This window comes from Brevibacillus brevis (assembly GCF_900637055.1).
Lineage (GTDB): Bacteria > Bacillota > Bacilli > Brevibacillales > Brevibacillaceae > Brevibacillus > Brevibacillus brevis.
In genome coordinates, this window is sequence record NZ_LR134338.1 from 1,205,927 (window position 1) to 1,227,099 (window position 21,173).

General features: G+C 48.6%; 18 protein-coding genes. 14 read left to right on the top strand and 4 right to left on the bottom strand.

What is annotated here, in order from left to right; all coding sequences use genetic code 11:
* Positions 1-275 precede the first annotated feature (275 nt).
* From EL268_RS06375 to EL268_RS06425, 10 genes are all read left to right on the top strand, one after another.
* The gene (locus tag EL268_RS06375) at positions 276-2,132 is read left to right on the top strand and encodes a cache domain-containing sensor histidine kinase (protein ID WP_106653897.1); all 1,857 of its coding nucleotides are present in this window, start codon (positions 276-278) and stop codon (positions 2,130-2,132) included.
* Positions 2,104-2,862: a response regulator transcription factor gene (locus EL268_RS06380; protein ID WP_106653898.1), complete on the top strand. Its 759-nt coding sequence runs from the start codon at positions 2,104-2,106 to the stop codon at positions 2,860-2,862. Before EL268_RS06375 ends, EL268_RS06380 begins: the two co-directional genes overlap by 29 nt.
* Before the next feature lie 91 nt (positions 2,863-2,953).
* A complete protein-coding gene (locus EL268_RS06385; protein ID WP_106653899.1) occupies positions 2,954-4,246 on the top strand; it encodes an ABC transporter substrate-binding protein in 1,293 nt (430 codons plus the stop codon).
* Positions 4,247-4,300: 54 nt separating this feature from the next.
* Positions 4,301-4,987 (top strand): hypothetical protein, encoded by a 687-nt coding sequence (locus EL268_RS06390; protein WP_106653900.1) that lies wholly within the window; start codon positions 4,301-4,303, stop codon positions 4,985-4,987.
* An 11-nt stretch (positions 4,988-4,998) separates the two neighbouring features.
* The gene (locus tag EL268_RS06395; RefSeq protein WP_106653901.1) at positions 4,999-5,937 is read left to right on the top strand and encodes a carbohydrate ABC transporter permease; all 939 of its coding nucleotides are present in this window, start codon (positions 4,999-5,001) and stop codon (positions 5,935-5,937) included.
* Positions 5,927-6,784, top strand: a complete 858-nt coding sequence (locus tag EL268_RS06400) for a carbohydrate ABC transporter permease (protein WP_106653902.1) — start codon at positions 5,927-5,929, stop codon at positions 6,782-6,784. Before EL268_RS06395 ends, EL268_RS06400 begins: the two co-directional genes overlap by 11 nt.
* A gap of 27 nt (positions 6,785-6,811) precedes the next feature.
* On the top strand, positions 6,812-8,155 hold the full coding sequence (locus tag EL268_RS06405; RefSeq protein WP_106653903.1) for an FAD-dependent oxidoreductase: 1,344 nt from the start codon (positions 6,812-6,814) through the stop codon (positions 8,153-8,155).
* Positions 8,156-8,185: 30 nt separating this feature from the next.
* Positions 8,186-9,874: a DUF4127 family protein gene (locus tag EL268_RS06410; RefSeq protein WP_106653904.1), complete on the top strand. Its 1,689-nt coding sequence runs from the start codon at positions 8,186-8,188 to the stop codon at positions 9,872-9,874.
* Positions 9,875-9,947: 73 nt separating this feature from the next.
* Positions 9,948-10,421, top strand: a complete 474-nt coding sequence (locus EL268_RS06415) for an MgtC/SapB family protein (RefSeq protein ID WP_106653905.1) — start codon at positions 9,948-9,950, stop codon at positions 10,419-10,421.
* Between the two features lie 570 nt (positions 10,422-10,991).
* Positions 10,992-12,104 carry an aminopeptidase gene (locus tag EL268_RS06425; RefSeq protein ID WP_106653907.1) on the top strand — a complete coding sequence of 371 codons (1,113 nt, stop codon included), beginning with the start codon at positions 10,992-10,994 and terminating at the stop codon, positions 12,102-12,104.
* 25 nt (positions 12,105-12,129) lie between these two features.
* Here the strand turns inward: EL268_RS06425 and EL268_RS06430 are convergent, their stop codons facing one another.
* Positions 12,130-12,558 carry a DMT family transporter gene (locus EL268_RS06430; protein WP_106653908.1) on the bottom strand — a complete coding sequence of 143 codons (429 nt, stop codon included), beginning with the start codon at positions 12,556-12,558 and terminating at the stop codon, positions 12,130-12,132.
* A 23-nt stretch (positions 12,559-12,581) separates the two neighbouring features.
* Positions 12,582-13,280: a cyclic nucleotide-binding domain-containing protein gene (locus EL268_RS06435; protein ID WP_106653909.1), complete on the bottom strand. Its 699-nt coding sequence runs from the start codon at positions 13,278-13,280 to the stop codon at positions 12,582-12,584.
* Positions 13,281-13,472: 192 nt separating this feature from the next.
* Here EL268_RS06435 and EL268_RS06440 point away from each other — a divergent pair, with 192 nt between their 5' ends.
* Positions 13,473-14,357, top strand: coding sequence for an NAD(P)-dependent oxidoreductase (locus EL268_RS06440; protein WP_106653910.1), 885 nt, complete (start codon positions 13,473-13,475; stop codon positions 14,355-14,357).
* 51 nt (positions 14,358-14,408) lie between these two features.
* Here EL268_RS06440 and EL268_RS06445 read toward each other — a convergent pair whose 3' ends face one another.
* Positions 14,409-15,461, bottom strand: coding sequence for an AI-2E family transporter (locus tag EL268_RS06445; RefSeq protein ID WP_106653911.1), 1,053 nt, complete (start codon positions 15,459-15,461; stop codon positions 14,409-14,411).
* A gap of 203 nt (positions 15,462-15,664) precedes the next feature.
* On the opposite strand from EL268_RS06445, the gene EL268_RS06450 reads away from it, so the two are divergent.
* Complete coding sequence (locus EL268_RS06450; protein WP_106653912.1) at positions 15,665-18,577, top strand: WG repeat-containing protein; 2,913 nt, start codon at positions 15,665-15,667, stop codon at positions 18,575-18,577.
* A gap of 133 nt (positions 18,578-18,710) precedes the next feature.
* On the opposite strand, the gene EL268_RS06455 is transcribed toward EL268_RS06450, so the two are convergent.
* Positions 18,711-18,893 (bottom strand): hypothetical protein, encoded by a 183-nt coding sequence (locus EL268_RS06455; protein WP_047074121.1) that lies wholly within the window; start codon positions 18,891-18,893, stop codon positions 18,711-18,713.
* Positions 18,894-18,930: 37 nt separating this feature from the next.
* On the opposite strand from EL268_RS06455, the gene EL268_RS06460 reads away from it, so the two are divergent.
* A complete protein-coding gene (locus tag EL268_RS06460) occupies positions 18,931-19,428 on the top strand; it encodes a GNAT family N-acetyltransferase (protein WP_106653913.1) in 498 nt (165 codons plus the stop codon).
* 59 nt (positions 19,429-19,487) lie between these two features.
* A complete protein-coding gene (locus EL268_RS06465; protein WP_106653914.1) occupies positions 19,488-21,104 on the top strand; it encodes a peptide ABC transporter substrate-binding protein in 1,617 nt (538 codons plus the stop codon).
* Positions 21,105-21,173: the final 69 nt, after the last annotated feature.

The window sequence follows — 21,173 nt, forward strand, 5'->3', positions numbered from 1 at the left end:
GTTTAAATAGTATGAAAAGTATCCATGCTGGGAGGTTCTTATGAAGGTATCCAAGCTTAGGTCTGGCCAAGGGGTCATCATCCGCTTAGGAAAAATCGCTGACGCAGAGAATTCGGGATTAGCGTGACGAGAGAATTTTTGATTGAGGATACCTTCTACGATTGTCTCTCCATGGGCATCGAAATAAACTGAGGAACAGCCCGTCAGGATTTTGATCTGACGGATTTTTTTCATGAAAAAATACTGATTATTCAAACAAGTGGAAAGGGGCCATTATGAAAAGAAAAGTCTCGGCGCTTTTTTTGCAAAGTACACTGCGGGCGAAGATTCTCACGCTTTTTCTCTGCTTGATTGCAATCCCGTTAAGCTTGCAAGGAATCATCACGTACAGCCAGTTTTCAGCTTCAACGGAATCAAGGACGGCTGAATACACAGGGCAGATTGTGGGGCAGATCAATCGCAACCTGGAGCGCAATATACGGGAGATGAAGCGTTTATCTCTCATGCCGCTCTACGATCCAGAAGTCCTGTCCATTTTAAAAGAAATTCAGACAAATACGTCAGCTACTTCTTTTCTCTCCATGGAAAAAAGGGAGAAGATGACGCTGTATATCTCCAGTCTTTCCTATAGCCGACCAGAAGTAAAAGGCATTCAAATCATCGCGGGGAATGGCATGATTTTTTCCAATCTGGACCCTTCCATCATGAAGAGCAAGGGAGACTTGGCAGAAGAGGGATGGTATTCGCGTGTGATCAGGGAGCAGGGGGCAGCCGTCATTATTCCACAGCATCGGCCCGTGTATTATTTGGATGCCTCTGGTGAGCGCTATGTGTCAGTGGCTCGGTTATTGCGAGAGCCGTATACGAAGGTACCGCTCGGGATTATTAAAATCGATATGAAGATGGACATGTTTGACCAAATCTTGTCCGATATGCCTTTTACCAAGGATGGGAGCTTGATCATCGTAAATGAGGGAAACGAGCTGTTTTATGAAAAGAGGGAGAGCGAAGGCTCACCGGGCTATCGTACTTTGCTGCAAGAAACCGAAGGAATCAATCGTGGGGATGCGAACCAGATGATGATTCAGGGACAGCGATATCTCTTCGTGGATCATCAATCGAGAGAGACGGGGCTTGTGGTGATCAGTCTGATACCGCTCGATATCCTGCTCGCAGAATCCAATAGCTTGCGCAGCTTTACGATGCTGATTGCGGCGATGTTTTTACTCGTCGCTGGCGGACTCGCGATTTATTTTTCCTATTCGCTCAGCAAGCCGCTTGTTCAATTGAAAGAAAAGATGCTGCAAGTAAAGCGAGGTAATTTCCATGAACGAGTTCCTGTCGAGTCCCAAGACGAGATCGGGAAGCTTAGCGAGCAATTTAATCAGATGGTCGAGGAAATCAACCGCCTTGTCAATGAGGTGTATCTTAGCAGCTTGCGTGAGCGGGAGGCGGAGCTGGCGGCCTTGCAGAGCCAGATCAATCCGCATTTTATTTACAACACACTCGAATCGATCAATATGATGGCGATCCGCTCGGGTAATTACGATGTGTCCGACATGGTTTCTTCGCTCGGAAAGCTCATGCGCTATACGGTCGCTCGAGAGGATGGGCACGTTACGCTGATGCAAGAACTGGCGTCGTTAGAATCCTATGTCCGTATCCAAAAGATTCGTCTGGGAGAACGCCTTCAAGTGTTTATGGACGTAGAAGAGAGTCTGTCGGATCAGCGTATCCCGAAGCTGCTGCTACAGCCTTTGCTTGAAAATGCAATTGCACACGGGATTGAGCATCAGGAACAGGGCGGGACGATATGGCTCACGGCGTTTTGTCAGGAGGGTGTCATGCAAATCAGCGTGAGGGACAATGGCAAGGGAATGTCTGAGCAATCATTGAGTCATCTGCTCACAAGTCTGCATACGCCTATGCAGCAGCATGAGTTGACAGGCAACGCACACAATGGAACAGCACTGCGAAACATTTCCCAGCGGCTGACCTTATTGTTCGGGGAAGAGTACGGGCTGACGATTGAGAGCAGACCGGATCAAGGCACGAAAATTACGATGAGGATTCCACTCGATTTCCAGAAGGGAGAATCACGCCATGTACAAAGTATTGCTGGTGGAAGATGAAAGAATGATTCGGGAAGGCTTGAAAATGTTAATTGAAAAAGGAACATCTGGTTTTGCCGTTATGGCAGAAGCGGAAAATGGGAAGGATGCCCTGCATTATCTGCGCACGGAAATGCCTGATTTGATTGTGACAGATATCCGCATGCGGGAAGTCGACGGCTTGGCGCTGATCGGGAAAATTCGGGAGATGTATGAGGAGTTGCCGATCGTGATTATTAGTGGCTATGGTGATTTTCACTACGCACAGAAAGCATTGAAGTACAAAGTCTCCGACTATCTTTTGAAGCCTATTGATCGATTAGAACTGATAAGCACGCTCGCAAAAATCAGGCAAGTGTTGGATCGCAAAAAGAAAGTCCGGGAAGAAGAAAACACTGTCGACGGCAGCCACAGAGAAGAAAGACAAATCATTCGCAAGGTAAAAGCATTCATTCACGATCATTTGGACGGGGATCTGAGACTCCAGACGCTGGCGGAGTCTGTTCATTTGAATCCGATTTATTTGAGTCAATTGTTCAAGACCGAGACGGGGGAAAATGTTTCTGACTACATCACGCAGGTGAGGATGAACCGCGCCAAGCAGCTGTTATACGAGACGAGGCTGAAGGTGTATGATATCGCCCGCTTAGTAGGGTATCAGAGCGCGAAGCATTTCATGCTGGTATTCAAAAAGGAAGTCGGGATGACACCCGGAGGCTACCGAGACAGCGTAGGTACTGAAGATCTTTAAATCTCATACCAAATCTAAATACCGCGTGATTTATCTTACTATTCACTCAATTCTATACTGGTGACAGGGAAAACAGATAAGGAGGTACGCCATGAAAAAGGCAATCCTGTTGGCATTGTCTACTGCTTTGACAGCGTTTACATTTGGGTGCAGCAACACCGCGACAACTCCCGGTGACTCCACAACGGGCAAGAAAGAAGCAGTCGAGCTTACGTTTTTGACATGGGGCAACCAAGCCCACCTGGACCTGTATACGAAGCTCTCTGAAAAATTTACCCAACAAAACCCGACCATCAAGGTGAAGCTGGAATCTGTGCCATTCCCCGATTACCAGCAAAAGGTGACGGTGCTGGCTGCTGGTCAGGAGCTGCCTGACATCGGGTGGGTGTCTGAGAGAATGGTCCCGCAGTTTATGGAGAATGGGATATTGGAAGATGTCTCGGATGTAAAGAACGATGCTGCTTTTAAGCTGGACGACTTTATTCCGTCGACGCTTGAGCTGTTCCAAAAAGACGACAAATTGTACGGACTGCCGTTTTCTACCCCGCCTACCGTGATGTTTTACAACAAAGACTTGTTTGACAAGGCAGGCCTGAAATCGCCGAACGAACTAGCGAAAGAAGGAAAATGGACGTGGGAGGAGTTCGAAAAGTCGGCACAAGCGATCTCGAGCGGAACCGGGGTGAGCAAAATCTACGGGGCCAACTTCTTCCGTGATTGGAAAACGTGGATCATCCTGTCTTCCTATTCATGGTCAAATGGCAGCGGCCCGTTCAACAAAGAAATGAATCAGTTTACGTGGAATGACCAATACGGGGTGGAGACACTCAGCATGCTCCAACGGATGATGTTTACCGATGGGTCGCATCCGAAGGCGGGAGAGCAAGTCAGCTTTGAATCAGGCAAAATTGGCATGTTCTTTGATGTGTACAGCTACGTTTCGAAGGCACGGACGATCAAGGACTTTAAGTGGGACATTGCTCCGATGCCAGCGGGTTCACAAGGCTCGGCACCGATGCTTGGTCAGGCAGGGTATTCGATTTTCAAAGGAACCAAACATTTGGAGGAGACTAAGCTATTCCTCAAGTTTCTCGCGAGTGAGCAGGGTGTCCAGGAGACCTCGACGTACTTTGTACCGCCGCGTTTGTCTGTTCTAAATTCCGATCCGTTTTTGAATGTTCCAGGCAACCCAGACCCTGCACACATCAAGCAGGCGGTTATCGACGAAATGCCTAAGGCACATCTGCAACCAGGGCATGTGGACTGGCAAAAAATCGACACGACGATACTGGCTGGATTTGATCAATTATTTGGTCAAACGGCACAGCCTGCGGATATCGTGAAGGCGCTGGAAGAGAAAGTCAATCCGATCATGAAAAAGTAAGCTCGTCACAACGGTCTGGGATACAGGCCGTTGTGACTTGAAAGGGAGGTTACGATGAATCGTTTTCAACAGGCACTGGAAGAGAAGCCGTTTCTGCTCATGGTCAGTCTCCCGCAAAATGATGAGACCTTGGCCAGAGCAGCGATGGAGGAAGGTGCAGATGGCTTGAAGATGCACATCAATGTGTACCACCGTGCCAGTGGCAATCGGTTCGGTCCTTTGGCTGAATATACGGACTTTCTCCAAACGATACGCAGCCAGTTCGCAGGGCCGATTGGCATTGTCCCGGGCGGGTCAATGGAGGAGCTCAATCCCGAGGAAATCAAGCAGTTCGATTCGCTGGGAATCGACTTCATCTCCATCTATGGTCATCATTTGCCAGCCTCCCTTTTGAAAATCGGAGGGGTGACGAGTACGTTTGCCATCGATGATCAGTTTGATTTGAATCGATTGGAAGCTGTGAAGCATTTTCCCATGACCGCATTGGAGGCGTCGATTATTCCGGGGAGTGAGTATGGCACGAGACTTACGTTTGCCGACCTGCTCACCTATCGGTACATCGTAGAGAAGGCAGGCATTCCCATTATCGTCCCAACACAGCGAAAAATTGTGGCAGAGGATATGGAAGCTCTGCGGGAAACGGGGGTACGTGTCCTGTTAGCAGGAGCGATGGCGATCGGGAGAACCGAGGATGAAATTCGCCGTTCCATCCATGCATTGCGGAATGCGATTGACAACTAAGGAGGGATCGTATGGAGAGCAAGTTGAATGTCCCGCTCTCTCCTGATAAGAGAACAAGTGGCACAAGGAAAAAATCCTTCAACCGGGAAGCGAATCTGACAGGATGGCTGTTTATAAGTCCGATGGTCATCGGGTTTGTGGCGCTGTTGCTAGGCCCGCTCTTGCTCGCGCTGTACATGAGCTTTACGGATTGGCCGTTACTAGGGGAAGCCGAATTTATTGGTTTGGAAAATTACAGAGCGATCTTTCAGGATGCCGAATTTTGGACGGTCGTGGGCAATACATTTACGTTCTCGGCCGGACTCGTCCCCTTGAACATCGTGTTGGCGTTGGGGTTGGCCTTGCTGCTTGTGCGCAAGCTGCCGGGGATCGGGATTTTCCGCACGGCCATTTTTGTGCCGGTCATGACATCACTGATCGTCTGGGCAATTGTGTGGAAGTATTTGTTTGCGACAGACACAGGGTTTATCAATCAAATCTTGCAGATGTTCGGGATTACAGGTCCCTCGTGGCTTTACAATCCAAAGCTGGCAATGCCAGTGGTGATCGTGACGAGTGTCCTGAAAAATGTGGGCTTGAACATGGTTCTGTTCATCGCTGCCTTACAGCAGGTGCCCGTTCACTTATATGAGGCGGCACGCATTGATGGAGCTAGTCGGACGCGTCAATTGTTTCAGATTACGATCCCGATGATCAGTCCGACGGTTTTTTTAACCACGTTGTTGACGATCATCGGCTCACTCAAGGTATTTGGGCAGATTTACGTCATGACTCAGGGTGGTCCGGATAACAGTACAAAGGTGCTCGTCTATTACATTTGGGAGCGTGCCTTCAAAAACTTTGAATTCGGCTATGCGTCTGCACTTGCCTTTGTGCTGTTCTTTATCATTTTAGTGTTCACGCTCTTGCAGTGGCAGTTTAGAAAAAGGTGGGTGTTCCATGAAGAGTAATCGCCACGGATTACATGCGGGCAAGTTATTGGGGATTGGCGGTCACTATGTAGCGTTAGGAGCGATATCCCTACTGATGCTGGTGCCTTTTTTGTGGATGCTCTCTACATCGTTAAAAGAGCCAGCCAAAATATTTGTCTTTCCGCCAGAGTTTATCCCTTCGTCGATCCGCTTGGAGAACTACACGGAGGTTTTGGCGAATACGCCGTTTCATTTGTTCTATTGGAACAGTCTGTACATTGCGATTCTGGTCACGGTTGGAACAGTATTATTCGCCTCGATTGCGGGCTATGCGTTTGCCCGTATTCCGTTTCGCGGGCGTAATATCGTCTTTCTGGTGCTGCTGTCGACGATGATGATCCCGCATGAGGTGACGTCGATTCCGATGTTTTTGTTCATGCGCATGCTTGGATTTATCAATACGCATGTGCCACTGATCGTGCTTCCCATTTTCGGGGCAGGCGGAATTTTTGGTGTGTTCGTCATGCGCCAGTTTTTCCTCGGGATTCCGAAAGAACTGGAGGAGGCGGCGATGATTGATGGCTGCTCGCGTTGGCGGATTTACTGGAGCATCATGCTGCCACTGGCGAAGCCAGCCATCGCGACGCTGACGATTTTTACGTTTTTGACGAGTTGGAACGAGTTTTACGATCCGCTCATTTTCATCAACGACAGAGAGCTGATGACGCTGCCGCTCGCTTTGTCCTTGTTTACGGATGAAGTAGGGACAGCTTGGCATCATCTGATGAGTGCGTCCGTCATGGCGACCTTGCCGCTTTTGATCGTGTTCTTTTTCGCCCAAAAGCAGTTTATCGAGGGAGTATCGATGACGGGTCTAAAAGATTAAAGGAAGTTCAACAAGGAGTGAGTGCAGATGGAGCGAGTAGTGGAAGCAGATGTAGTCGTGGTAGGCGGGGGGCCAGCAGGAATCAGTGCCGCTCTCGCCAGCGGGCGATTGGGAGCCAAAACGATCCTGATCGAGCGTTACGGCTTTCTCGGAGGGATGTCGACGATTGCGCTCGTTTATCCGTGGATGACGTTTCATACGGAGAAAGGCGAGCAAGTCATCAAAGGAATTGCACAGGAAATCGTCGACCGCTTGCAAGAAAAGGGGGGATCGCCTGGACATTTGCAGGATACGGTGGGATTCGTCAGTACAGTCACGCCGTATCATCCGGAAATTTACAAGCTGGTAGCCGTGGAAATGCTCAAGGAAGCGGGCGTCAAGCTTTTTGTACACAGCTTTGTCGATCATGTGAAGGTAGAGGGGAAAGAGATTACTTCGGTTACGCTCACCAGCAAATCGGGCAAGTATGAAATCAAGGCCAAGGTGTTCGTCGATGCGACAGGAGATGCAGATATCGCTTATTTATCGGGAGCGCCGACGAGCAAAGGTCGAGATGCAGATGGGCTGACACAGCCGATGACCATGAAGTTTCGCATGCGCGGCGTCGATCTGGAGCAGGTGAAAGAGTATATGCTTAATCATCCGGATGAGTTTTATCATAAGACGCCGTTTTCACAGTTGTCGTCCATTCCATTGACGGGTGTTCAAGGCTTTTATACGCATTGGAAGTTGTCAGGTGTTCCGATTAATCGAGATCAAGTTCTGTTTTTCACAGGGCCCGAGAGCGATGAAGTTCTGATCAATTGCACGCGGGTGCAGGGGCTGGATGGAACAGATGTTGAGGATTTGACGGAAGCAGAGGAAGAAGGGAGACGTCAAGTGTTAATGATGTCTGAATTTTTAAAAAACAAAGTTCCGGGTTTTGCGAAAGCATCCATCTCCGCAGTCGGAACGCAAATTGGCATCCGTGAGACACGCAGAATCGTCGGGGAGTACAGTTTGACGATCGAAGACGTGGTTGCGGGCAGGCGTTTTCCGGATGTCGTCGCACGAAGCGGCTATCCGGTTGACATTCACGATCCTTCTGGCAAAGGCGTAGTAGCAGCAGATATTGAAGGGGAGGGCGCTTATGACATTCCATATCGATGCCTGCTCCCTCAGTCTATCGACAACCTGCTTGCGGCGGGGCGTTGTATCTCTACGACGCATGAGGCGCTGGCTACGATCAGGCTCACCCCGAGCTGTATGGCTACAGGGCAAGCAGCAGGTACAGCAGCGGCCATTGCGTTTCACGACAAGACCACTCCGCGTTTGATTCACGTAGCGAAATTACAGGAACAATTGCGTCTAGCGAATGCCGTCCTTGATTAAACCTTTTCATGTTGAAAGGAGATTGGATCTATGAAAAAGTTGCGCGTTGTCATTTCGACACTGGCTATGGCAGCACTAGTAACAGGCATGGTTCCATTTGCGCAGACGAGTATAGTTGCGGCGAAAAAAGCGTCACCCAAGCCAATTGCCAACGTCGCCCTTGTTCCCCTCGATGATCGCCCGGTCAATACGTATTTTCCGCAAATGTCAGCACGGGCAGGCGGGGTGGAGGCGATTATGCCGGATGAAGACATGCTGGGTCACTTTATGACCCCGGGCGATGGGGAAGAAATTGGCGATTGGCTGATCAAACAAGCAAGCAAAGTGGACGGCTCAGTCATCTCTGTCAGCATGCTGGCATATGGCGGGCTGGTTGCGTCCCGTACCGATCAACAGTCCTATGAAGATGCCCTGTCGAATATCGAAGCCATTAAGAGACTGAGAGATAAACATTCCAAAAAGCCGATCTACGTCTTCGATACGATTCAACGCTTGGCGGTGACGGCGACTGATCCCGAAACATTGAAGTACTATGAGCAAATCAGAGAATGGGCCATTTTATACGATGAAGTGCACAACCTCGGCATGACGGAAAAAAAGGACCGGCTCGATCAGTTGGAAAGGGAGATTCCCGAGTCTGTGCTGGAAGATTACTTGAACGCCCGCGAGCGTAACCACAAGATTAACTCCTTGTTGATCGACTGGGTAAAGGACGGGACCATTGATTATTTAGTGCTGGCTCAGGATGACGCTGCTCCCCATGGCCTTCATCGGGCAGAGCGGGAGATCTTGGTCAAAAAAGCAAAGGAGCTGGATGTAGAGGATCGTGTAGCGATTTTCCCTGGAGCAGACGAAGTAGGAACGGTCTTGTTGAGCAGATTCGCCTTGAATGAAATGCGCATCCATCCAAAAGTAGCAGTCGAGTATTCGGGTATAGACGGCAGTGAGTGGACGGCGCCGTTTGAAGACACGACCTTTGATGTAAATGTCGAGAAGCATATCATCGCAGCAGGCGGCAAACCAGTCCGGGACGAAGACGACGCAGATATCGTGTTAATGATCAATTCACCGAAGAAAAAAGGACAGAGCAACGCAGAGAGACGCGAAGACCTGGATGAGTTCGTCGAAGAAATCAACGAGCTTCTGGAGGAAGGAAAGCAGGTCGCCATTACAGACGTGACGATTACAAACAAAGCTGACCCTGAGTTGATCGAGCGACTACAAGAAGAAGTAAAGCTGCCGGAATTGTTCGCGTACACGGCATGGGGAACGGCGGGAAACAATATGGGAAGCGCGTTGGGACAGGCGTTGCAACGATCAGCCTTTTTGGAAAAAGGAAATCAGTTCGGTGTGCCCTTAACGGTGGATGCGGCAGAAACCCATATCAATCTGCTCTTGTCATCGTTTGTAAATGACCATCATTACCGCAATGAAGTCATGGCAGAAGCACGCGATCTCGTTAAAGAGTTAAACGGAAATGAATGGAATCTCGGAGATGATTATGACGAAGTCAATGAGTTTGTGAGGGATGCACTGACACCACATGCGGACGAATGGTACGAAAACTACTTTGCCAATCAATCGCTGGTTATCGGGAAGCGAGGCAAGAATACGTTTCAAGGCGAAATCGTCGAATTAACAGATAGGGAGATCAAGCTTCCTTGGGAGCGGTTGTTTGAAGTCTTTGTCGGGCCAGAAGTGAAGATTGAAAGGAAATAAGATATAGAAGAAGGCGGTCTATTTTTCGAATCTGCACATATCATGTCTCTATCGCTATAAGAAGGTGACGAGGATGGAGACTCTACAATGGTTGTATGTGAAGTATGACTTGGAAATGTATATGCGGGTAGTGGTGAGTGCGATTCTCGGTTTATTCATCGGGTGGGATCGCTCGCACAGAAACAAGCCTGCCGGGCTGAAAACGTATATGTATGTGTCCGTGGCCTGCACGCTCATCACACTTGTTTCCATTTACAGCACAAAGCTATACAGCGCGCCTGGCAACGGAACGATGATGGACCCGATGCGCTTGGCTGCACAGATTGTCACAGGTCTTGGCTTTTTGGGAGCAGGCGTCATCTTGAAGGACGGCTTGAAAGTAAAAGGACTGACCTCCGCAGCCATGATCTTTTTCGCTGGAGGGATTGGCATAGGGATCGGAGCCGGATTTTACGGCATTGTGATATTCTCGGTCATCATCGCCTTTGTACTCGCCAGGATCAGTCAGCGTGTGGAAGATGTCCAGCACAAGCGGTTAGGAAAGTGAATCATGGAGAAGCGGTGCATTAGCATCGCTTTTTTCGTTTATAAGTGACTCGAGTGGGAGGAAGAAGCGAATTTCCAGTCTACGCTTCGGCCTACGCCCCGCAAGAAGTATGACTGTCCGCTTCGGAATAAATGGCGGGAGCGCTTCAAACCAGAAAACGTGAATGCGTTTTTGTATGTAATAAAAGCTTAAATTCCCCGCCATTTATTCCGAAGCTAGGTTGGGCTCCAGAGGCGCTTGGACTGGAAATTCGCTTCTTCCACGCAGCTTCTCGTTATTGTTTGAAAGCAAATCTTAGAAGGTGAGTGCAGTACAATGATCTCAAGAACTTTTTTGTACAAACTTGCAAAACGCCTAAAAAGCTCGAAATCATCCACAGCTGTCCGGAAGTTCTGTCACATGTTTGGAAGGAGACCGCCCGAACGAAGAGAGGATATAGGCGACTGGAAAACATGTGGCAGGGCTTCTCCCGACCACAACAGTGGGATCACGATTTTCCCGATGATATTCCTCTGACAAACGCGCGTTATGCTGGAAGAGCAATGAAAATCTGGAAAGGACGCGTGCACGATGAGAGATGAAAGACTGGGAAAAATAGCAGACAACTTAATTTCGTACAGCCTGGATGTGCAAGCCAGGCAGCATATTATGATCATGGTCGTGGATGAAGGAGAAGCGCTGGCAATGGAATTGGTGAAGCGGCTGTATGCGAAGGGAGCGTATCCCCACCTGCGCTTTGTACGGCCTAAAGTCCAGCGGGAATGGTTGAAAGGGCTAACCAAAGAGCAGCTTGCCCAGACGGTTCAGTGGGAAAAGGACATGTGGTTTGGCATGCAAGGCTATATCGGAGTTCATGGCGAGACCAATGACAGTGAGATGAAGGATGTTCCGCAGGAGAAGTACCGTCTGTACGCAGAAGCGTATGATTCTATTTTCCATCATGTTGATAATCAGATTACGGGACTGCGCATTAATTACCCGACCTCGGCCCTTGCCCAAAAGGCCAACATGACGACAGAAGCGTTTGAGGATTTTTATTTCAACGTGTGTTCACTCGATTATCGAAAAATGGCCGAAGCGTGCCAGCCATTGTACGACCTCATGGACAAAACGGACAAGGTGCGCATCGTCGGGCCAGGGACAGACTTGACGTTTTCGATCAAAGGGATTGGGACGCGGACAGCGGTAGGCAAACGAAACATTCCCGATGGCGAAGTGTATACCTCTCCGGTCCGCGATTCGATTCACGGGACGATCAGCTACAATACGCCCAGCAACTTCAAAGGAACAACGTTTGAAAACGTCCGGTTTACTTTTCGGGAAGGAAAGATTGTCGAGGCGTACGCTAACCATACAGACAAGCTCATAGAAATATTGGACACGGACGAGGGTGCACGCTACATCGGTGAATTCGCCATTGCGTTTAACCCGTACATTTTGCACCCGATGGGGGATACTTTGTTTGATGAAAAAATCGCCGGCAGCTTTCATCTCACACCGGGTCGTGCCTATGATCAGGCGGATAACGGCAACCGCAGCGCGATTCACTGGGACCTGATCTGCATTCAGCGCCCGGAATACGGTGGCGGCGAAATCTGGTTTGACGATATACTCATTCGAAAAGACGGAAGGTTTGTGCATGAGGCGCTAATGGGACTGAATCCGGAGCAATTGATCCTGTAGGGGAGGGCGATGATGCCCTCCTCCTTTATTTGAGTTTGAAAACCACTACGCCTGCGATCATGATGCCGATTCCGATGATTTTGTTCAAGGTAATCGGAACCTTTTGCACGCCGAACAGGCCGAGAGAATCAATGAGGAGGGCGACAAGCAATTGTGAGATGAGCAGAATCGATACGGCGTAGGCAGGGCCGATAGCCGTAATGCCTTTCATGACACTAAAAACGATGAAGGCCCCGAAAACGCCTCCAAGCAGATACAACTTGTTGACTTCCCCGATGCTTTTCCAATCGCCATCACGAACGTAGAGAAAGATCGCGAACGATACAAGAAAGCCCACGGCGTGAACAATCGCATTGGTTTGCCACAGTCCGAGCTTTGTACTGGCTTGCGCATTGAACACGCCTTGCAGACAAATAAAAACGCCAGCGAGTAACGAAAAGAGAATGCCTTGCACAATATGACCTCCTATATGGTTGATCACTCATAAATGTTTCCGCTCGCAAGCGCACGGATTTTTTCTCGATCCTTGATAATCAGTGCGCTTTTTTTGCGTTCGATCACGGATGCTGCACAAAGGTTGCGGATCACCCGGTTCAAATGTCGGTAGCTGGTGCCCAACAGCTCGGCTACCTCTGTCAGCTTCGCCGTCTTTAGCTCCTCGGAAGCAGTCGACCCTGTGTCGCTGGACAGCGTGGAGAGCAAATAGCTGGCAAAGCGATTTTCAACGGGATACAACAGATTCAGGCTGGTGGAGTTCGATGATGTATGCAGCTTGTGACTGATTTTATGGAGAATGAATTGCAAAAAAGGCGGGTGGTTCTGGTAGTTTTCCTGCAAAACTTTGAAGGGAAGACTGACCACGAGACTGCGATGGACAAACTCAACCGTATTGCGGACCTCGCATTGTGTGACATATTCGACGTCTCCGATAATCGCGAGTGGATTGTTAAAGCGCAGCAACAAAGATTTTCCGTTAGGAAGCGTCGTGAAAATTTTGATTTTTCCCTTCAGAATGAAGTACATGTGGTGAAGCTGGTCGCCCTTCGAACAGAGGATGTCACCCTTCTCAGCCTGATACAGGCGCATTTCATGGAGGGTAACGGCATCAAAAATATCGGGCAAAGGACTAGTTTGCACCAGCGTATGCAAAAGGGTGCGGTCGTGAAGTTCTTTCATGTATCAAGCCTCCTGCTCGTTTGCTTGCAGGCTATACCCTCTTTAGTAAAAGGCATTTGCGCACGAAAAAAAAGGACATATGTCCTTTTTTCCATTTAAACACATAAAGACGCGTAGCAGGAATATTCGGATAGATTCGAGAAGTACAATTGTCGAGATAACAGGAAAGAGAGAAACGAAGGAGTGGTTCACATGGCTTTGCCTGTAAGTGATAGAATCATTGGATTTGTAGGAACGGGTGTCATGGGGAAAAGCATGGCAAACCATTTTCTGCAAGCAGGATATACAGTGCTGGTGTACACGCGTACAAAGGAAAAAGCGGCAGATTTGCTGGCAGCCGGTGCGATTTGGAAGGAACATGTCAGTGAGCTGGCAAAAGAGGCAAACGTCATCATCACAATGGTCGGCTATCCATCTGATGTCGAGGAAGTGTATCTTGGCGCGGACGGAATTGTGGCAAATGCGAAGCCGGGCACTTATTTGATCGATATGACGACATCGAAGCCGTCGCTGGCGAAACATATTTATGAGGAAGCCAAAAAGCACGAGCTGCATTCCCTGGATGCGCCTGTCTCCGGTGGAGATGTGGGGGCACGGGAAGCGCGCCTGACCATCATGGTTGGCGGCGATCAGGAAGTATTTGAGGCGATGGAGTCTGTGTTTAGGATCATGGGGACAAACGTTGTGTTGCAGGGTGGACCAGGTGCAGGCCAGCATACCAAAATGTGCAACCAAATTTGTATTGCCACAAACATGATCGGTGTGTGTGAAGCGATCGCGTATGCGAAAAAAGCAGGTCTGGACCCGGAGAAAGTGCTGACGAGCATTGGAGCGGGTGCCGCAGGCAGCTGGTCGCTGTCGAATCTGGCGCCGCGCATGATCGCAGGCAACTTTGCACCTGGCTTTTACGTCAAACATTTTATCAAGGACATGGGAATCGCATTGGAAGCAGCGGAGGAAATGGGGCTGATGACACCAGGACTCGCACTCTCCAAATCGCTCTATGAAGAACTGGCAGCGAACGGTGAGGCTGATAGCGGCACACAAGCCTTGATCAAATGGTTTGAAGGCAAATAAAAACAAAAAGGAGCCCTTCTCACGAGGGGCTCCTTTCTCTATGTCTATCTGTCACGTGTTGACTTGTACATCTTTTGGAACGGATCTATTTTTGGCAGGGGGTTGCTCCATTTTCTTCACTTCAAAGATGTCTAGCAAAAAAACAAAGGACGGAATCCCGACAATCAGCCCCCATACGCCAAAGAAATGCTCGGAAAAGATCAGGACGACAAACGTATAGAAGATCGGCAAGTGAGTCTTGGTTGCCATCAAGCGAGGATTCAACACATAGGCCTCAAGCGCGTGAATCACCATGATAAAAATGAGCAAATAGACGACGGTTGCGATACCACCAACACTATAGGCGATGGCACTGAGCGGAATCAATGAAATGGCGACACCTGCAACCGGAATGAGCCCCAGTATGAAGACCATAATCGCGAGTCCCAATAGATTCGGAAAGCCCATGATCCATAATCCGATGACGGTGAAGGTCGTATTGAATAAGGCGATCAACAGCTGTGTTTCGATTACTTTGCCAAAGGTCAGGATGAATTTTTGGCTGAAGTAGGCGATTTCGTTGTACAGCCAGGATAATTTGCTCGTACGAAATTGAGCGGTAAACGTAACGACATTGTCTTTGCCGAGCAGGAAAAACAGACTCAGAATAATCGCCAGAAAGACATTGAACCCAACGTTTCTGACTACTGCGAGAAAATCAAGGCTGCCCTGAACGATGCCCTTCATATCGAGCTTCCCAACAACAGACATAAGATAAGGGGCCAACTCATTGTGCTGATTTTGGTGGTACACTTGCTCGATGAGATGGAACAATTGTCCGGTTTGATGAATAAGCGCCGGAATGGCTTTCATCCCTCCCACAACGAGAAAGAACGTCAGCAACATATAGAGAAAAATGAGAATCAGCTTGGGATGGATCGGCACGACTTTGTGTGTGAGACGTGTGAGGTATTGATGCAGCCGATTCATTAAATAGGTAACTAAAAAGGTTAGCAAAACCATGTTCAGCATACTTCCCAAGGAGTAAAGCAGCAAACAAAACAACGCTAAAATCCCAAATCGTCTGACATCCGGCTTTTGCAAGGCGGCAGCAAAGAAATTCATGGGAACATCCTTTCCAAGTGCTCTTATAAGCACTCCCATCCGTATACGATGATTATACTGCGTCGGTGTGAACAATTATAGCACGCTTAAAAGCGAGTGGACGGAAAGAAAAGGTTCCAGTTGCTTGAAAAAGTGTAGCGAAACTATTTCACCCTACGAAGCGTCAAAGGAAGGGAATATTTGCCAAGGGAGGCTAATCACCAATGAAAATCAAAACAAAAACCATCAGTCTGGTTACCGCAGTCTTACTCGGGGCAAGTGCTTTGACTACTTCTGTCCATGCTGCTGCGTTTTCCCAGATTCAGCCGTATCTAACAGACTACAAGATCGGTTTTACGGACGGCAACAAGCTGGTCACACAGGCCATTTATGATGATTTTCAGCTAACTTCTTCAGGCATAATCGTAACTAAGGGCGGTAAAAAAGGAATTCTCGACGTGCGGACAGGGAAAGAAATAACCCCTGTGATTTGGGATAACATTGACATTCCCGATTCCAAAAATATCGCCATTGTTCAAAAAGGCGGCTGGTTCCAATATATCGACTTGAAGACGCGCAAACTGTCGAACATGAAGTTTGCTGGGGCGCATCCGTATTATTTGTCCGCAGGGCAAGGGACGGCGATTATGCTGCTGGGAAAATCATCGATGTTGCTCAATGGGGATGGCAAGGTCCTCGTTCCTCCATTTGCGGGCAAGCTGACGACGGTGCAACTCGTTGCTCCTGATCAGACGGAAAATAAAGAGGCGGAGAAAAAGCGATATTTCGTCGCGACCACGCCCAAAGAGCTTATCATGTACGATCCTGCTTCCGGCAAAAAGCTGTTTGCACTGGTAAAGGCAGAACTGATTCCGAACGAAGGTGGTCCAGACACCGCGTATCTTAAGGTGCGATCTGGTGGAAAAGAAGGCTTGATTGATCGCAATGGAAAGTACGTACTGGAGCCCAAATACAACGCGATTTATATATGGAATAATGGGTACTTTCAGGTGATTGGGCCAAAAGGACAAGGGTTGTGGAAAGACGGACGGATGCTGGCAGAGCCCATATATAAAGAAGTGGGGATCGAACACCAAAATCCGGATGTGTACTACACCGTAACTGGAGATGTGGCCACGTATCATTCCGTTGCCAAAGGTACAGCACATCCATTCAAAAAAGGCGCCCAATTTTTACATGGGAGCTATGTACTGGGACAGGACCCTAAGACGAATCTGTACGGAGTCGCCCAGGTTGGAGGAGGAACGGTCATACCGTTCACTTATTCTTCGGTAGAAGGTCCGCCAGCTGCACGCTTGCTCGTCCGTAGCGACGGCAAAAAAGCGATCCTCCCAGCCTGGGGAAAAGAAGTCAAGGAGCCTGATTTCTGGTTTGACTCGTATGTGACATTGGGCAGCTACAGCATGCTTAGCATCAAGGACGGCACCAAAATCGGACTTTATTCTGAAAATGAAGGCTTGGTCCTGCCTCCTGTAGAGAATCGGGTCATTCGCTACGAGGAAGCTACAGGACAGGTGCTGGTGACTGAGCCAGATGGCAAGGTGATGCGATACAGCCACGGAGGGAAACAACAAGACGCTGGCAATGCAAAACCGTTGTCCGATGATTTGACGACCATGTATCAGCCAGGAAAAGGCGTTATGATCGTGGACCGCAAGACGAACCAACCAGTCAGCAAGCTCTACCAATCTGTCTACTTGGATTCTGAAAGCAAGCTGATTGTTGCAATGGATCGTGATTGGACCGATTTGTATACGCCAGAGGGCAAGCTGTTGACTACAGAGAACAAAGTGGGGATGTGGAAGGGTGGCAACGACAGATCGCCAATCACCCTGATCAAAGTGGCTGACTCCGTATACACCATGGGTGTAAGACCGGGTGTCGTCGGAATATCAATGAGCAAGACCGATGGCGGGCAGCTTCAGGTCGTCAGCGATGCAATTTATCGCGATGTAACTGAAAGAATGCTGCAGGATCACAAAATCGCGATAGCGGCACGTGTAGACGGCACCTTTGATATATGGGCACCAGAAGGAAATCAGCTTGTAAATAAGCTCACGGGTGTGAAAGGTTATATTGCAGAGGCCGATTTCGATAAGCTGTTCGTTCAAACGAGCGCAGGATGGGACGTATACTCATCAGAGCTGCAGCGCTTGAGCACAGGGGATTATCAGTCATTGAAGTTTTTGATTTTACCGGATCGCAAGCAGAGTGCCATCGTTTATCAGGATAAAAAGGCGGGATTACGCGGACTGCTGTCTATGGATGGCAAGGTGCTGACAAGTGCCAAGTTTGAGACGATTATGCCGGTTGACCAGTTATTTCTGCAATTGTGGAGCACTTCTGCCAGTCAGCCTCCATATGTGTTCACGACAAAAGACCAATTCGGCTATCTCGGTCATGGCGGGCAAGAACTGTTTGCCACCCGATTCCTGACGAAAAAGCCAGTAGTCTCCTATCGTCCAATCACCTTCCAATCCTTTTCTGCCTACTCAGATTTGATGCGGCAAAGACCGCTGGAGCTGATCGATTTCGGCAAACCGTATAGCTGGCCAGCTGGTGGCAACAGTGAGAGCCATTTCTTTGCCAATCTGGCGCTTTATTTGAATCTGCCGAAGGATGCAGGAAAGCAAGCGGTACTTTCAGAACTGGTGTCCAAGGGTATCATCAAAGCCGATGAGAATCGTTCTGTCATGAGCGACGAGGATATGTTCCGAGTGGCTTATTTCATGGCGACAGGCAAAACAAGTCAAGCGATGACGACGCCACAGGTGATGGAGTGGGCACAGAAGCGGGGAATTGTGCCGGTGCGAGAGGGAATGAGCTACTACATGACGATGGATTTGTACGCGGAGTATCAGCACATCCTGATGACAGAGCTCATGCGTTCCCTCAAAGGAAAGAAAGTGCTCAAGCCAAAGGTGTTAACGACGGCTTCACTCAGTGACGCACAACAGCAAATGCTCACAACAGCACTGATCGTGAACGGCAACCCGGCCAATCAACTGTCATTGCCGCTCCCGCAAGCTGAGTGGCAGAAAGCCATTCAAGGCTTGGTCAACCAGTATAACAAGCAAGCGGCTCAATTGCTTGCGGCCTATGAAGCGAAGCTGTGAGCAGATAAACGTACAGGCGCGGGTGTTCATCCTGCGCCTTTTTTGGTCGATAAGAATTTATAAAATTCTCATCGACATAAGTGCAACTACGGCTCCGCCCAAAGGCTTGGCGCAGCCAAGTTTTCTAATGCTATTAAAAAAACGGCCAATATTTTACAATTAACCAATAGAAGGCAGCGTGAACGCAAGCCGTGACGGCCAAGGACACAATGAACGAGACAAACGAAATCTGATCGAGCTTGTAAGCGACAAAGAAAAATATCGTAAAGGCAATAAAGGCGATAAACGTGCCCTCTTCCAAATAAGCAACTGCCATATTCATTCCACCTCGATTCAAGAAAGGATACGTACCCATGATGATTGCTGTTGAAAAATTAAGCATACAAGATGCAGCCAGCTTGTTTCAATTTGAAGTCCGTAATCGAGCCTTTTTCGAAAAATCGGTTCCCAGTCGGGGAGACGCTTACTACCAATATGACCATTTTTTACGAGGTCTGCAAGCCTTGCTCGACGAGCAGGCGCAAGGAATCTCGTTTTTTGGCCTCATCAAAAACAGCCAGGGTGACATCTTGGGAAGAATGAATTTGGTAGACATCGAGAAAGACGAAGGAATCGGACATCTCGGCTATCGGGTCGGGGAAGATACCGCTGGAAAAGGCGTGGCTTCGCAAGCACTGAAGGTCTTTTTGGAGGGGCATGTTCCCCACTTGAATGTCAGAATGATCTGTGCGAAAACAACACCGGATAATATCTCATCACAAAAAGTATTGTTGAAAAATGGATTCGAGTCCTATGACATGGAGCCGGAAAGCGCGGATGATTTTCTTCACTATCGCTTGTTCATTGTCTAATAAGCAATAATTTGGTATTGTATGGAAAGTTTGTTAATAGAGCGAAGTGGGGGATAGAGATGAAACGTCCAGGCAAGATCATTGCGAAGATTCTGGTGTCGACAGGAGTGTTGGCTTCCTCCGTAGGATATGCTTCAGCGAACGAAGTAAAATCCCAGGAAACAAGTGCTACCTCTTTACATAAGGTTTTGCGGTTGAACTTGATTGATCAGCCAGGTCAATTGGACCCCGCAATGGCTGAGGATGAAGCGATGTTTTCTGTGATGCACACGATGTTTGATGGGTTGGTCCGCTTAGGTCCGGATGGAAAAGTTCAGCCATCAATCGCCCAGAAAATAGACGTATCCGATGATAGGAAAACATATACGTTTCATTTGCGTGAGGCGAAGTGGAGCAATGGCGATCCAGTCACTGCCCATGACTTCGAATATGCGTGGAAGCGTGCGCTAGACCCGAAAACAGATAGTTCCTATTCCTATTTGCTCTATTCCATCAAAAATGCGGAGCAAGCCAACACAGGCGAGATGAAGCTGGACGAGGTAGGAGTAAAAGCCATCGATGCCAAGACATTGCGCGTAGAGTTAGAGCAGCCTACACCGTTTTTTACAGAGTTAACGGCAGCACCGATTTTTTACCCCGTGAACAAAAAGCTCGATGAGAAGAACCCTGGATGGTACCGAAAAGCTGCGACGCATGTCGGGAACGGACCTTTCAAATTAGTTTCCGCAGATAAAGAGAAAATCACGGTGGTCAAAAACGACCTGTACTGGGATAAAGCGGCTGTGAAGCTGGACAAGCTGGAATTTGACGTGATTCAGGATGAGAATAAACAGCTGTCTATGTTCGATAATTACAAGTCTGACTGGGCAGGCGCTCCGTTTGGATCTCTGCCCGTCGAGGCGTTGCCTGCACTGAATTACCAAGAAATATTGCAAACAAAGCCGGTTGCAGGTGTTTACTGGTACAAGTTCAACACCGAGCAGGCACCGTTTACCAACGCCAAGATTCGCAAAGCGTTTGCCTATGCAATGAATCGTCAGGCGATTGATGAGGTGCTGCTCGATGGTGTGCAAATACCTGCTACAGGTGCTCTGCCGCCTACGATGAACCTGAAAAAGGATGGCTACTTCAAGGATAACGATCAGGAGACAGCAAAAAAGCTGCTGGCCGAGGGCATGAAGGAGCTGGGAATGACAAAGCTCCCGCCAATAACCTTGTCCTATAACAAGTCCGAGCATCATCGCTTGGTCGCAGAAATGATTCAAAAGCAGTGGAAGCAAACACTAGGTGTGGATGTCACACTGCATGATCAAGAATGGAAAGTGTTTTTGGAAGATGTAAAGAATGGCAAGTATCAGATTGCACGGACGGGCTGGCATGCAGATTACAATGATCCGAGCAACTATTTGGAGCTGCTCAAGGAGAAGGATGGAGGCAGCAATGATACCGGATGGGAAAACAAAAAGTATCAAGAGCTTTTGAATCAATCCGTGACGGTGAAAGATCCTGAGAAACGAAAGCAGCTGCTGGCTCAGGCAGAAGCGATCCTGATGGAGGAAATGCCCGTTGCTCCGGTATACTTTTATACCAGACATTGGGTTCAAGATGAGAAGCTAAAAGATGTTGTCATGGATCATCAAGGCGTGGTCGATTACAAGTGGGCTTCCAAAGAATAAGGCGTTAAAAACACAAGAGAGTCCCCTTCCTGCTAAAAGGAAAGGGACTTTTTTTCGTTTATGGGGTGT